The organism is Rhodococcus sp. G-MC3 (assembly GCF_030063335.1).
Lineage (GTDB): Bacteria > Actinomycetota > Actinomycetes > Mycobacteriales > Mycobacteriaceae > Rhodococcoides.
The window spans coordinates 157604-171636 of sequence record NZ_JASISW010000005.1; the positions used below are offsets into that span (position 1 = coordinate 157604).

Here is a 14033-nt window from a genome sequence, read left to right on the forward strand (position 1 = left end):
GCCGGTAACCTGACACGTCGACCCTGAACGGAAAGTTCCGGACGGGGGGACCGGGATCCACCCCCAGACACCGCGCGCGGTGACGACCCACCGCCTTCGCAGCCGAGCAGAAAGGAGCACAGTGTCTGTGCCAGCAGAGCAGCAACCTGCTCCGTCAGCGTCTCGCCCTTCGTCGCCACCGCAGACGCCGATCGAGGTATTGGCGGAAGCCGCGGACGCAACCCTGATGCCCGCCGACACCGCCGAGCAGCGACTCGTGTCGGGCGTCGATCTCCGTGCCCAGGCGATCGAGGACGGTGACCTGTTCGCAGCACTGCCAGGATCGTCGGCACACGGCGCATCGTTCGCGGCCCAGGCGATCCAACGGGGTGCCGCCGCGATACTCACCGATCCCACCGGACTGGACGAAATTCGACGCCAGTTCGATCTGCTTCCGGTTCCCGTCGTCGTTCACGATCGGCCACGGAACGTGCTCGGTCTAGTGTCCGCCCTGGTGTATGGCAATCCGTCGGAAAAGATGACGGTCATCGGCATCACTGGTACTTCCGGTAAGACGACGACCTCCTATCTGCTCGAGGCAGCATTGACTGCCGCTGGACGCCGCACCGGATTGATCGGAACGATCGAGACCAAGATTGCCGGATCCCGAATACCCAGTGCACTGACTACGCCCGAGGCGCCGCAGTTGCACGCCTTGTTTGCACTGATGGTCGAACAAGGCCTCGATACGGTCGTGATGGAGGTATCGAGTCACGCGTTGTCCCTGGGGAGAGTCGACGGCACCGTCTTCGCGGTGGGGGCGTTCACCAATCTGTCGCAAGATCATCTGGATTTCCACGACACCCTCGAGGACTATTTTCTCGCCAAGAGTCGGCTTTTCGCAGCGGACTCGCGGGTGCGGACGCAGTCGGCCGTGATCTGTGTCGACGACGTCTGGGGTAAGCGGATGGCCGACATCGCACTGTCGGCTGGATCCAAGGTTCTCACGGTGTCGGTCTCGTCTGAATCGGACTGGACGGTGGAGGACTGGGAAAAGGATCCCGGCGGCACCCAGACATTCACGTTGGTCGAGCCGCGGGGCGATCGCCACTCGGCGTCGATTCGACTACCCGGACGCTACAACGTGGCCAACGCGGTCCTCGCCGCCGCAACCTGCGCTGCGGCCGAGGTGGATGTGGATCGTGCAATTCTCGGCATGGCCGAGGTGGACGTTCCGGGACGGGTACAGCGAATTTCCCGTGGACAAAAATTTCTCGCGGTCGTCGATTACGCGCACAAACCTGCCGCGGTCGAGGCAGTCATCGACACTCTCCGCGAGCAGACCGAGGGTCGCATTGCAGTGGTTCTCGGAGCAGGAGGGGACCGCGACAAAGGAAAGCGCTCACTCATGGGCGCGGCAGGCGCACGAGGAGCCGACCTTCTGGTGATCACCGATGACAATCCTCGATCCGAAGATCCAGCGGTGATCAGGGAGTCGGTTCTGGCGGGGGCGCTCGGTGTCGACTGTGCTGCTCGCGGCGAAGTCAGAAATATCGCGGGCAGAGGACATGCCATCGCCGATGCAGTGCAGTGGGCAGAAGATGGAGACGTCGTGCTCGTTGCAGGCAAAGGCCACGAAACAGGTCAGGACATCGGTGGAGTGAAGTACCCGTTCGACGACAGGGTCGTCCTCGCCGACGCCATCGATCGAAAGATCGGCCGGAACACGAGCGAGCGGGTGATCTCGTGAAAGCGATGACCATCGCGCAGATTGCCGAGATCGTCGGGGGTGTCCTTCACGACGTGGCCGATCCCGACCGGATCGTCGACGGCACGGTGGAGTTCGACTCCCGGAAGGTCGGTCCTGGCAGCCTGTTTCTGGCACTGCCGGGAGCGCGTGTCGACGGGCACACTCATGCGGCTGCTGCGATCGAGGGGGGTGCGGCGGTCGTTCTCGCCGCACGCCCGGTAGGCGTTCCGGCCATCGTGGTCGAACCGGTACCTCACGACGGCAGGGCCATGGCGCTCGAACACGATACCGACGGCTCGGGTGCCGCCGTCCTGGCAGCGTTGAGCAAACTTGCCCGCGCATCGGTCGAGGAGCTGACGGCCTCGTCCGGACTGACCGTCGTCGGCGTCACCGGATCCTCGGGCAAGACATCGACGAAGGACCTGTTGGCCGCGGTGTTGCGTCCGCTGGGAGCCGTCGTCGCGCCGCCCGGATCATTCAACAACGAACTGGGACATCCGTGGACTGCTCTGCGAGCGGACGAGTCCTCGAAGTTCCTCGTTCTCGAACTTTCGGCCAGAGGTGTCGGACATGTCGCGGCCCTCGCGCACGCGGCGCCACCGCGCATCGGCGTCGTGCTGAATGTCGGTACTGCGCATCTGGGCGAGTTCGGGTCACGCGAGAAGATTGCCATCGCCAAAGGTGAACTGGTAGAAGCGCTTCCGGATGCCGAACACGGGGGAGTGGCGGTGCTCAACGCCGACGACAGGCTCGTCCTGGCGATGAGATCGCGTACGTCCGCGAGGGTGGTCACCGTCGGGTTGTCGCCCGACGCGGACATCAGAGCGCGGGAAGTAGTACTCGATGCCGATGCCAGGCCGCGTTTCACGATGGTCACACCGGTCGGTGAGATCGACGTCGCGCTCGCGGTGCACGGCGAACATCAAATCGGCAACGCACTCGCAGCTGCCGCAGTAGCTCTCGAATGCGGGGCGGATCTAGCTGTGATCGCCGAGGCGCTCGCGGGTTCGTCGGCGGCATCCGTTCGACGGATGGACGTCAGAACCAGAGCCGACGGCGTGACTGTGGTCAACGATTCCTACAACGCCAATCCCGATTCGATGCGTGCCGCGTTGAAGGCGCTCGTGTCGATGTCGAGGTCCAGTGCAGGACCACGTCGGCGCACGTGGGCTGTACTGGGTGAGATGGCCGAACTCGGTCCCGAATCGATCATCGAACACGACGCAATCGGACGGCTCGCAGTCAGATTGGACGTCAGCCGCCTGATCATCGTCGAATCGGGTCGCCCGACGAGGGCCATGCATCAGGGTGCCGTGATGGAGGGGTCGTGGGGCGAGGAATCGATGCTCGTAGACGATGACGCCGCTGCGATCGCGATCCTTCGCGAGCAGGTGGAGCCCGGTGACATCGTTTTGGTCAAGGCGTCGCAGTCGATTGCACTGTGGACCGTGGCCGAAGCGTTGCTCGGCGATGTGCAGATCGATACTGCGCCGGTGGATGATGGCTCGGTACACGACATGCAGGTGGAAGCAGGGAGTTCTTCGACAGTGGACGGGGACAAGAAGATGACACCGGAGGAAACGCAGTGAGACAGATCCTCTTCGCCGGAGGTATCGCGCTCGCTGTGGCAATCCTGCTCACGCCAGTGCTGATCAAGACGTTCTCGAAGCAGGGCTTCGGGCAGGAAATTCGCGTCGAGGGCCCGGCCAGCCACCAGTCCAAGCGGGGCACGCCAACGATGGGCGGCGTTGCGATCCTGGCAGGCCTGTGGGCCGGGTACTGGGGCTCGCACCTGATCGGTGTCGGGTATGACGCCGACGGTCCATCAGCGTCGGCACTGCTGGTGCTCGGCCTGACGACCGTCCTCGGTATCGTTGGCTTCCTCGACGACTTCATCAAGATTCGCAAGCAGCGGAACCTGGGACTGAACAAGACCGCAAAGCTGGTCGGCCAATTGGTTGCCGCTCTCTTGTTCGGCGTACTGGCGCTGCAGTTCAAGGGCGCGGGCGGTCTGACGCCTGCCAGCCAACAGCTGTCCTACGTCAGAGACATCGCCACGGTGAGTCTCGGTCCGATCGTATTCGTGGTGTGGTGTTACTTCCTGGTCACCGCGTGGTCCAACGCGGTGAATCTGACGGACGGCCTCGACGGGCTCGCGGCAGGCTCCATGACTCTCGTCCTCGGCGCCTACACGGTGATCACGTTCTGGCAATACCGCCAGGCATGTTCCACCAACCCCGGTCCCGGTTGCTACGACGTCCGCGATCCTCTCGACCTTGCTCTCATCTGTGCATCGGCGGCGGGCGCGTGTATCGGATTTCTGTGGTGGAACGCCGCACCGGCGAAGATCTTCATGGGCGACACCGGCTCGCTCGCGCTGGGCGGTCTGATCGCTGGTCTGTCCATCGTCACTCGCACCGAACTGATCATGGTCGTCATCGCGGCACTGTTCGTCGCCGAAGCTGCCTCGGTGGTCATCCAGGTCGCGGTGTTCCGGTCGAGTCGAAGACGAGTGTTCCGAATGGCACCGTTCCATCATCACTTCGAGCTCGCAGGCTGGGCAGAAACCACGGTGATCATCCGGTTCTGGTTGCTTGCGGCGATCGCCTCCGCGGTTGGACTGGCGTTGTTCTACAGCGAGTACCTCGCTGCAGTCGGCGGGTAGTAAGCGATGTCCACGACGACGGTGTCCGAAGATCTCGGTTGGCTGAGCGGCAAGACTGTCCTCGTCGCGGGGGCGCGGGTCACCGGACTTGCGACGGTGGGGCCTCTGCGCGACTTGGGGGCCGAGGTTCTGGTCACCGATTCCGATCCTGGCGCCCTCGACAAGGCGCGAGCACTCGGGGCCGGCGGAATCTCGCAGGAGGATCTTTTAGCGGACGACGCGACCTTCGATCGGATCGCCCTGGTGGTGACCAGTCCGGGATTTCGTCCAGACTCCCCGGTGCTGGCTGCGGCGCGCGCACACGGGATCCCGGTCTGGGGCGACATCGAACTCGCGTGGCGTGTCGATCGCACCGGGATGTACGGACCACCGGCGCAGTGGCTCGTGGTCACCGGCACCAATGGAAAAACGACGACCACTTCGATGCTGGCATCGATTCTCGACTCCGCCGGACTCGACGGGGTTGCATGCGGAAATATCGGCCTTCCCGTCCTCGATGCGTTGCAAGAGACACCGCACCCATCAGTTCTCGCGGTCGAACTGTCCTCCTTTCAGCTGTTCTGGGCGCCGTCGGTACGTCCCGCGGCAGGCGTCGTCCTCAACATCGCGGAGGATCACCTCGACTGGCATGGCGGAATGGACGGTTACACCGCGTCGAAAGCGCGCGCCCTGACCGGTGATGTCGCGGTGGTGGGCCTCGACGATGCACGTGCGGCAGCTCTGGCGGAAACATCGACTGCAGGTCGCGTGGTCGGCTTCCGATTGGCGGTGCCTGCGCTCGGCGAGCTCGGTGTTCAGGACGACACCCTGGTCGACTACGCGTTCGGTGACGCCGTTCGGTTGATCCCGGTCAGCGAGATTGTTCCGGCGGGACCAGCAGGACGCATGGACGCTTTGGCTGCCGCAGCGTTGGCGCGTGCGATAGGTGTATCTGCCGACGCCGTCGCCGACGGCTTGCGTACCTACCAGGTCGGGCCGCACCGCGCGGCAGTCGTGCGGACGCTGAACGAGGTGACGTTCGTCGACGATTCGAAGGCCACGAACCCTCACGCGGCACGGTCGTCTCTGCTTGCTCACGATCGGGTCGTCTGGATCGCGGGTGGACTTCTCAAAGGTGCATCGGTCGACGAACTCGTCGCCGAAGTGGCTCCCAGGCTCGCTGCAGTGGTCGTCATCGGTCGTGATGGGGCGAAGATCGCACAGGCTTTGGCGCGACACGCCCCGGATGTTCCCGTCGTGACGTTCCCGACGGGAGACGATGCTGGAGTGACTCTTGTGACTGAAGATGCAGAAGTAGTGATGCGATCTGTTGTCCGAGAAGCTGCGCGTCGTGCCTTGCCCGGGGACACCGTCCTCCTGGCGCCGGCAGCCGCATCTCTCGACATGTTCGTCGACTACGGGCACCGGGGTCGCAGTTTCGTGGCAGCGGTGGAGGCATTGGACTCATCCGAGATCGGCAGCACCGGCGGACAATTGTCATGAGCAAGAGCAGAGATGCGGCGCAGGCGTCACCGCGCACTCGTGTCGGTTTGTGGCTCGGTCGGCCCTTGGCGTCGTTTCATCTGATCGTGACAATTGCAGCCTTGCTGACCTTGCTCGGCTTGGTGATGGTGCTGTCATCGTCCGCAGCCGAGGCGTACGCCACCGACGGGTCGGCCTACACCCTGTTCACTCAGCAGTTGATCGGTGTCGGACTGGGAGTCATCGCGTTCTACATAGCCCTTCGCGCCTCGGTCCGGGTTCTACGTAAAGTGTCGTTTCCCTTGTTCTGCCTCTCGGTGGTCATGCTGATGCTGGTCTTGATTCCTGGGATCGGATCGGAAGGCGCCGACGGGGCGCGGCGTTGGTTCAACATCGCGGGTGTCTCGTTCCAGCCGTCCGAGCTTGCCAAGGTGACGCTCGTGCTGTGGGGCGCACATCTTTTGGCGTCGAGGCGCAGCGAGCACGCCAGTTTGAAGTCGTTGCTGATTCCGTTGGTGCCCGCGGCACTGCTCATGGCGGCCCTGGTGGTGATGCAGCCGAACCTCAGTACCGCGATCGCGATCGGCATCATCCTCGTATCTCTGCTGTGGTTCGCCGGTCTCAATGCCCGGCTGTTCGTCGTCATCGTCGGCGGCGGCCTCGCGGCGGCGACCGTGCTCGCGTTCACCGCCGGGTACAGGTCCAATCGCATCAAGGCGTGGCTCAACCCCGCTGACGACCCTCAGGGTCTCGGCTACCAGTCCAACCAGGCGAAATTCTCTCTCGCCGACGGTGGTCCTTTCGGTGTCGGTCTCGGCCAGAGCCGAGCGAAATGGAGTTACCTTCCCAACGCACACAACGACTTCATCTTCGCCATCATCGGGGAAGAACTCGGCTTCATCGGTTGCATGGCCGTGCTCGGCTTGTTCGCCCTGTTCGTCTACACCGGACTTCGCATCGCGATGCGGTCGGTCGATCCTTTCCTTCGGCTGCTGGCGGCAGGGTCGACAACCTGGATCTTCGCGCAGGCAATGATCAACATCGGCTATGTCGTCGGGTTGCTGCCGGTCACGGGTCTGCAGTTGCCGCTGGTGTCCTACGGAGGATCCTCGACGGCGATCACGTTGCTCATGTTCGGCATCATCGCGAACGCCGCCAGACACGAACCCGAGGCGATCGCAGCTCTTCATGCGGGTCAGCGATCTCGGTTCGATCGCGTGCTGCGACTGCCGATGCCCGCGTCGTTCTCACCGCTTCGTGCTGCTGCCGCGCGCTCCAAGTCGACGCGTCCTGCACTCGATCGCGACGATCGCCGGCGTCTGGAATCCAGAGACACCGTGCCGCGTCGTCGCGGCGACCGTGCCTACGCCGAGGTCGGTGGGCGTACTCCTGCGCCCCGTCGCTCCGGCGCAGGTGAACGGCAGCCCGATCCGCAGCGTGGGGCGGCAAGGCAACCCGGTGTTCGACGTCCTCATCCCGATGGGCAAGGATATCGACGGTGAATGCACCAACTACACCGGTTTCCGTCGTGGTGGCCGGAGGTGGCACGGCAGGTCATATCGAACCTGCCCTTGCCGTCGCCGATGCCCTGCGCGCTCTCGATGCCGACGTACGAATCACCGCGCTCGGCACTGAACGTGGCCTCGAAACAACGCTCGTCCCTGCTCGTGGTTACCGACTCGAGCTGATTCCTCCCGTTCCGCTCCCGCGTAGACCAACGCTCGACCTGCTACGTCTACCCGCTCGTGTGGTCCGCTCGGTGCGCCGAACTCGCGCAGTGCTGGCCGAGGTCGACGCCGATGTGCTCGTAGGCTTCGGCGGGTATGTTGCGCTCCCGGCATACTTGGCTGCACGTCGTGGGCTTCGGCGACGAGCCGTCCCGATCGTGGTGCATGAGGCAAATGCCAGTGCAGGAATAGCGAACAAGGTCGGAGCCAGATTCGCGACGCGGGTCCTCGCTGCCGTTGCCGGTTCAGGGGTGAAGGCAAAGGGCCACGACGACGCCGAGATCATTGGAATTCCGGTGCGGCCGACAATCACCGGTCTGAATCGCGCGGCGACACGCGCTGACGCTCGTGAGCACTTCGGGCTTCCTCACGACGGTCCTGTTCTGCTTGTTTTCGGCGGCTCGCAGGGTGCGAGATCGTTGAACGAAGCGGTATCGGGTGCCGCAGCCGAACTCGCTGCCGCCGGAATTTCTGTGCTGCATGCGCACGGACCGAAGAACACCGTCGACGTCGCGACCACCGATCCCGCCGCACCCTACATCGCGGTGCCGTATCTGAGCCGAATGGATCTGGCCTATGCTGCCGCCGATCTGGCAGTGTGCCGGTCCGGCGCGATGACAGTGGCGGAAGTCTCGGCGACCGGTTTGCCCGCGGTCTACGTGCCGCTCCCGCACGGCAACGGCGAGCAGGAGCTCAACGCACGCCCCGTCGTCGACGCAGGAGGAGGCATACTCGTGGCGGACAGTGCGCTGGATGCGAGCTATGTCGCGTCCGACATCGTGGATCTCGTCACCGATACAGAACGGTTGGCCCGCATGTCGATCGCTGCATCGAGCGCAGGACACAGGGACGCCGCCACCGCAGTTGCCAGAATCGTGCTCGACGTTGCGTCGAGCAGACGACACGAGGCGTCACAGACGTGACGAGTGAAAGGACGGACATGTCCGAGCTTCCCGCTGAGCTCGCCAGAGTTCACATGGTCGGTATCGGCGGAGCAGGAATGTCCGGAATCGCACGCATTCTGCTTGCACGGGGCGGCCAAGTGTCCGGCTCGGACGCAAAGGAGAGCAGGGGCGTTCTGGCGCTCCGTGCTCGCGGCGCCGAGGTACGCGTCGGCCATGACGCGTCCGCACTCGACATGCTGCCCGGGGGACCAACGGTGGTGGTCACCACGCACGCGGCGATCCCGAAAACCAACCCCGAACTCGTCGAGGCAGGCAAGCGAGGCATTCCGGTCGTACTGCGGCCCGCAGTGCTGGCGTCCTTGATGGAGGGCTACCGCACCCTGCTGGTGTCGGGCACTCACGGAAAGACATCGACCACATCGATGCTGATCGTGGCCCTGCAGCACTGTGGTTTCGATCCATCGTTTGCAGTGGGCGGGGAGCTGAACGAGGCAGGCACCAACGCCCACCACGGCAGCGGAGACGTCTTTGTCGCCGAGGCGGACGAGAGCGACGGATCGCTGCTGCAGTACAAACCTGACATCGTGATCGTCACCAACGTCGAGGCCGACCACCTCGACTACTTCGGTACCACCGAGGCATACGTCCAGGTGTTCGATGATTTCGCGGCTCTGCTTCCATCCGGCGGCGTACTGGTCGCATGCATGGACGATCCAGGATCGGCCGCACTCGCACGGCGCGTACACGCACGCGGACTTCCCGGAGTCCGGGTGCTCGGGTACGGTTCCGCCGATACAGAGTCCGGTGACGTGGAGATGGCAGTGAGATTGCTGCAGTGGGAGCCCGAGGACGTCGGCGGCGTCGCGCAGCTTCTGGTGCGGGGCGAGGAAAAGCCGCGAACACTTCGACTCGGCGTGCCTGGCCGCCATACCGCACTCAATGCACTCGCAGCGTTCACCGCCGGCGTCAATGTCGGAGCCGAAGTCCCGGATCTGCTGGCCGGCCTGACCAGCTTCGGGGGCGTGCACCGCCGTTTTCAGCTCCGCGGGCGCGAGCACGGGGTGCGGGTGTTCGACGACTATGCGCACCACCCCACCGAGGTGCGTGCGGTACTCGGCGCTGCGCAGCAGCTGGTGGCCGGGGCTGCGGGGGATGGTGAACGTGGACGAGTCGTGGTGGTGTTCCAGCCTCACCTGTACTCGCGGACCGAGAATTTTGCAGTGGAGTTCGGTGAGGCGCTGAGCCTCGCGGACGAGGTAATGGTTTTGGATGTCTACGGCGCACGGGAAGAACCGCTTCCTGGCGTGACAGGGGCGTTGGTGGCATCGGCGGTGACCAAACCGGTCAATTATCAGCCCGACCTTTCGCTCGTCGCGAAACAGGTCGCCTCTCTCAGCGCACCGGGGGATGTCATCATCACCATGGGCGCAGGCGACGTGACGATGTTGGCCGGACCAATTCTCGATGCACTCCGTTCCAGGACGGACTTCAGGACCGGGCTCGGTGGGGTGGGACAGGGCCGAACCGGTGGGGGCGGAATTGGACAGAGCCAGGCATCGAAGTGACCCGACGTCCGCAGCGTTCTCGCGGAACGGATTCGGCCGAGCGTCGCGGCGGCGGGCGAGATGACGCGGCAAGAATGATTTCCGACCCTTCGAAGGCCGAGCGTGACCGAAAACGTCAAGTGCGCGAGGACGAACGGTTGCGGGTGGCGCGATCGAGGCGCCGAGTTATTCTGATCGCTTCGGCAGTGGCCGCTATCGTCATCGCCGGAGTCTGCGCCGTGTATTTCACGCCGATGTTGTCGGTTCGCGCCATCGAGGTCGACGGCGCGGTGTCGGTGTCGGAGACGGATATCGTCGCCGAGCTCGATGTACCGCTCGGTGAACGGCTCGTCAGCGTCGACGCAGGCGCGGCAGCGCAACGTGTGGCGTCGATTCCGGCGCTGGCTTCGGTTCGGGTGCAACGGATGTACCCGTCGACCGTGCGTGTCACCGTGACCGAACGGGCAGCGGTTGTGTTCGTCGACGAGCCGGACGGAACCCATCTATTGGATTCGACGGGTGTGGATTTTGCGGTGGCACCGCCTGCGCCCGGGGTCGTGCGACTTGTCACGCAATCCCCGGGACCAGCCGACCCACCGACCGAAAGCGCCCTCACAGCACTGGATTCGATGCCTGTGTCGTTGCGCGGCCAAATCGGTGAAGTACGTGCGAGTTCGGTGTCGGACGTATCATTTCTTCTGCTCGACGGTCGTACTCTCGTCTGGGGCAACCAGGACAACTCCGAGCGCAAATCGGCTGTGGCTCTTGCGCTGTTGTCTCAGCCGGGACAAATTCTCGACGTGTCGAGCCCGGATCTCCCCACTACGAAGTAGTGCGTCGACGAAACGACATCTCGAAGATCCGAGAACAGCTGACCACGTTTTTGCATGGTCGAGATCTAGAAAATATTTCCGTGTCGTCGGCGCGCCTAATGGCGGATCGACGCCTCGGTGAATAGCGTTCCGAGCGTCGAGTACTTGACATAACTGTAAGCCTGTGGTTTAGGTTGAGAGTTTTGCTCGGGGTTCGACAGACCAGACAACAACCACGGAAGGCGAGAGCCAATGACGCCCCCGCACAACTACCTCGCCGTAATCAAGGTCGTCGGCATCGGCGGCGGCGGCGTTAACGCGGTCAACCGCATGATCGAGCAAGGACTCAAGGGAGTCGAGTTCATCGCGGTCAATACCGACGCTCAAGCACTTCTGATGAGTGACGCCGACGTCAAACTCGATGTGGGACGAGAGCTCACCCGAGGCCTCGGTGCAGGTGCCGACCCCGAAGTGGGCAGGCGAGCAGCCGACGACCACAAGGACGAGATCGAAGAAGTACTCAAAGGCGCGGACATGGTGTTCGTGACGGCGGGTGAAGGCGGCGGCACCGGCACCGGTGGTGCACCGGTCGTAGCGAACATCGCCCGCAAACTCGGTGCACTCACCGTCGGTGTCGTTACGCGTCCGTTCTCGTTCGAGGGCAAACGGCGCGGCGGCCAGGCCGATACCGGCATTCAGCAGCTGCGTGAGTCCTGCGACACACTCATCGTCATTCCGAACGATCGTCTACTGCAACTCGGCGACGCTGCCGTCAGTCTGATGGACGCGTTCCGCAGCGCCGACGAGGTCCTCCTCAACGGTGTTCAGGGCATCACCGACCTCATCACCACTCCCGGACTGATCAACGTCGACTTCGCCGACGTCAAGGGCGTCATGTCGGGGGCAGGCAGTGCCCTGATGGGTATCGGCTCCTCGCGCGGAGAGGGTCGCGCTATCAAGGCTGCCGAGTCTGCGATCAACTCGCCGCTGCTCGAAGCATCGATGGAGGGTGCGCGTGGAGTGCTGTTGTCCATCGCAGGAGGCTCTGACCTCGGGCTCTTCGAGATCAACGAGGCAGCGTCGCTGGTCCAGGAAGCTGCGCACATCGACGCCAACATCATCTTCGGAACCGTCATCGACGATTCGCTCGGAGACGAGGTGCGAGTAACCGTCATCGCTGCCGGCTTCGACGGTGGAACGCCCACCCGACGTCCTGTCGAGGCCGCGCCTGCCTCGTCGCGCGGGCCGATCGGGTCGGCTCGGTCCGGAGAGGTGTCCTCGCGATCCTCCGATGCGAACGAGTCGGGGTCGGTATTCCGCGATTCGGTCGGTTCAGGTGCGGGCAGTAGTTTGCCGCCCCTGCAGTCGTCGGGAGCCAACGGGCATTCTTCGTCCAGCAGGCCCTCCGGTGACCACAGGCCCTCGAATGATCAGGGCAGCAGTGGCAGGCGCGTTCCGGTGTCCGACGAAGACGGCGACGACGATGTCGACGTGCCTTCGTTCATGCGTCGCTAGCAGGTGTGTCGGAGGAGTTCGAAAGAGCAGCAGTGACGGGAAAAGACTTCAAAGTTCGGCGCGTCACTACTACCCGCGCCGGCGGAGTGTCGGCTGCGCCGTTCGACACATTCAACCTTGGTGACCATGTAGGAGACGAGCCAGCGGCGGTCGCCGCCAATCGGGAGCGCCTCGGCCGTGAGCTCGGTCTCGGTGTCGAGCGTCTGGTCTGGATGGAGCAGGTGCACGGCCGCACGGTGACGGTCGTCGACGGGCCGGTGAGCGAGCCGGTTCCGGTGACCGATGCTCTGGTGACCAAAGCCACCGACCTGGCGCTGGTGGTGCTCAGTGCGGACTGTGTGCCGGTGCTGTTGTCCGACGAGCAAGCAGGCGTGATCGCCGCGGTGCATGCGGGCCGCGTGGGCGCACGGATCGGCATCATCCCTCGCGTTCTCGAGGAGATGGTGGCGCAGGGTGCCGTGCTGAGCCGGGTCGGGGCTTTCCTCGGACCCGCGGCGAGCGGCAGACAGTACGAGGTGCCTGCACATATGCAGGCCGACGTCGAGCGTCACCTACCCGGTAGCTCGTCAGTCACGGTCAGGAAGACGCCTGGGCTCGACATCCGTGCCGGAATCAGGCGTCAGCTGCTGGGGGCCGGCGTCCCTGCTGTGGCGCTCGACCCGAGGTGCACCATCGAAGATCGCACCCTGTTCAGTCACCGGCGCGGTGCGCCGACCGGCAGACTGGCCAGCGTGATCTGGATGGACACCAGGCCTGCTTGACTGATGACATGACTTCGCATCCGGAACGAATTTCTGAAGACGGAACAGCAGTAGACAGAACTGCCGAGATCACGCGTGCCCTCGGCCTCGTACGAGACCGACTCACTGCCGCCTGCCTGTCGGCCGGACGCAGCGACGACGTACGCCTTCTGCCAGTGACGAAGTTCTTTCCGGCACGCGACGTTGCGATCCTCTACGGGCTCGGCTGCCGGGATTTCGGGGAGTCCCGCGAGCAGGAAGCATCGGCCAAGGTCGACGATCTTGCCGCCGGTTTCGAGGCATCGCCGCCGCGGTGGCACATGATCGGACACCTCCAGCGAAACAAGGCCAAATCGGTTGCCCGATGGGCGAGTTCGATTCACTCGGTGGACAGTGACAGGCTTGTCGACGCGCTACAGAAGGCGGTGTCGAAGGCTGTAGACGAGGGTGCCCGAACGGAACCATTGGACGTGCTGATCCAGATCAGCATCGATGGTGACGTTCACCGAGGGGGAGTGGAACGCGAGGATCTGGCGGCTCTCGCCGACCGCGTTGCCTCGTCCGAGAACCTCCGACTGTCGGGTGTGATGGCCGTGCCACCGATCGATGCCGATCCTGAAGAGGCGTTTGCCGACTTGGCCGAATTGCACGGTCGTCTCGTGGCGCAACATCCCGGCGCTACCGAACTGTCGGCGGGCATGACTTCGGACTTGGAGGCTGCCGTCCGACATGGATCGACCTGCGTGCGTGTCGGTACCGCAATACTCGGTTCTCGGCCGATAGCCTCGCCAGTAGAGCCCATGGATCACATCAGTAACAACTGACACAGTGCGAACCTGGGCAGTACGACACACACCCGCCCGGGGAGTGTAGCCCGCGGAACGACCAGATTTCGGCGAGCGCAGTAGCCCGCGGAACGACCAGCTCGACGGAAG

The 14033-nt window shown here is 64.0% G+C and carries 11 protein-coding genes; all 11 read left to right on the forward strand.

The window, feature by feature from the left end:
- Positions 1–121 precede the first annotated feature (121 nt).
- The 11 genes from QMK17_RS07035 (at position 122) to QMK17_RS07085 (ending at position 13922) form a co-directional block, all read left to right on the forward strand.
- Complete coding sequence (locus QMK17_RS07035) at positions 122–1729, forward strand: UDP-N-acetylmuramoyl-L-alanyl-D-glutamate--2,6-diaminopimelate ligase (RefSeq protein ID WP_283507794.1); 1608 nt, start codon at positions 122–124, stop codon at positions 1727–1729.
- Complete coding sequence (locus QMK17_RS07040; RefSeq protein ID WP_283507795.1) at positions 1726–3318, forward strand: UDP-N-acetylmuramoyl-tripeptide--D-alanyl-D-alanine ligase; 1593 nt, start codon at positions 1726–1728, stop codon at positions 3316–3318. Before QMK17_RS07035 ends, QMK17_RS07040 begins: the two co-directional genes overlap by 4 nt.
- Entirely contained in the window at positions 3315–4394 is a 1080-nt protein-coding gene (gene mraY, locus QMK17_RS07045; protein ID WP_115967537.1) for a phospho-N-acetylmuramoyl-pentapeptide-transferase, read from the forward strand. The genes QMK17_RS07040 and mraY overlap by 4 nt, the downstream gene beginning before the upstream one ends.
- A 6-nt stretch (positions 4395–4400) precedes the next feature.
- Positions 4401–5876 (forward strand): UDP-N-acetylmuramoyl-L-alanine--D-glutamate ligase, encoded by a 1476-nt coding sequence (gene murD, locus QMK17_RS07050; RefSeq protein WP_283507797.1) that lies wholly within the window; start codon positions 4401–4403, stop codon positions 5874–5876.
- On the forward strand, positions 5873–7357 hold the full coding sequence (gene ftsW, locus QMK17_RS07055; RefSeq protein ID WP_283507799.1) for a putative lipid II flippase FtsW: 1485 nt from the start codon (positions 5873–5875) through the stop codon (positions 7355–7357). Before murD ends, ftsW begins: the two co-directional genes overlap by 4 nt.
- Positions 7354–8505, forward strand: coding sequence for an undecaprenyldiphospho-muramoylpentapeptide beta-N-acetylglucosaminyltransferase (gene murG, locus QMK17_RS07060; protein ID WP_283507801.1), 1152 nt, complete (start codon positions 7354–7356; stop codon positions 8503–8505). The genes ftsW and murG overlap by 4 nt, the downstream gene beginning before the upstream one ends.
- 17 nt (positions 8506–8522) lie before the next feature.
- Positions 8523–10052, forward strand: coding sequence for a UDP-N-acetylmuramate--L-alanine ligase (gene murC / locus QMK17_RS07065; RefSeq protein ID WP_283507803.1), 1530 nt, complete (start codon positions 8523–8525; stop codon positions 10050–10052).
- A complete protein-coding gene (locus tag QMK17_RS07070; protein WP_283507805.1) occupies positions 10049–10864 on the forward strand; it encodes a cell division protein FtsQ/DivIB in 816 nt (271 codons plus the stop codon). The genes murC and QMK17_RS07070 overlap by 4 nt, the downstream gene beginning before the upstream one ends.
- Before the next feature lie 231 nt (positions 10865–11095).
- Entirely contained in the window at positions 11096–12358 is a 1263-nt protein-coding gene (ftsZ, locus tag QMK17_RS07075) for a cell division protein FtsZ (protein WP_283507807.1), read from the forward strand.
- 32 nt (positions 12359–12390) lie between these two features.
- Positions 12391–13119 carry a peptidoglycan editing factor PgeF gene (pgeF, locus tag QMK17_RS07080; protein WP_283507809.1) on the forward strand — a complete coding sequence of 243 codons (729 nt, stop codon included), beginning with the start codon at positions 12391–12393 and terminating at the stop codon, positions 13117–13119.
- 8 nt (positions 13120–13127) lie between these two features.
- Positions 13128–13922: a YggS family pyridoxal phosphate-dependent enzyme gene (locus QMK17_RS07085; protein ID WP_283507811.1), complete on the forward strand. Its 795-nt coding sequence runs from the start codon at positions 13128–13130 to the stop codon at positions 13920–13922.
- Positions 13923–14033 lie beyond the last annotated feature (111 nt).

What these genes read in the sequence shown, in the direction of transcription:
- ftsZ (WP_283507807.1), top strand. Translation starts at nt 11,096, where the DNA reads ATGACGCCCCCGCACAACTACCTCGCCGTAATCAAGGTCGTCGGCATC.
- murD (WP_283507797.1), top strand. Translation starts at nt 4,401, where the DNA reads ATGTCCACGACGACGGTGTCCGAAGATCTCGGTTGGCTGAGCGGCAAG.
- murC (WP_283507803.1), top strand. Translation starts at nt 8,523, where the DNA reads ATGTCCGAGCTTCCCGCTGAGCTCGCCAGAGTTCACATGGTCGGTATC.
- QMK17_RS07085 (WP_283507811.1), top strand. Translation starts at nt 13,128, where the DNA reads ATGACTTCGCATCCGGAACGAATTTCTGAAGACGGAACAGCAGTAGAC.
- ftsW (WP_283507799.1), top strand. Translation starts at nt 5,873, where the DNA reads ATGAGCAAGAGCAGAGATGCGGCGCAGGCGTCACCGCGCACTCGTGTC.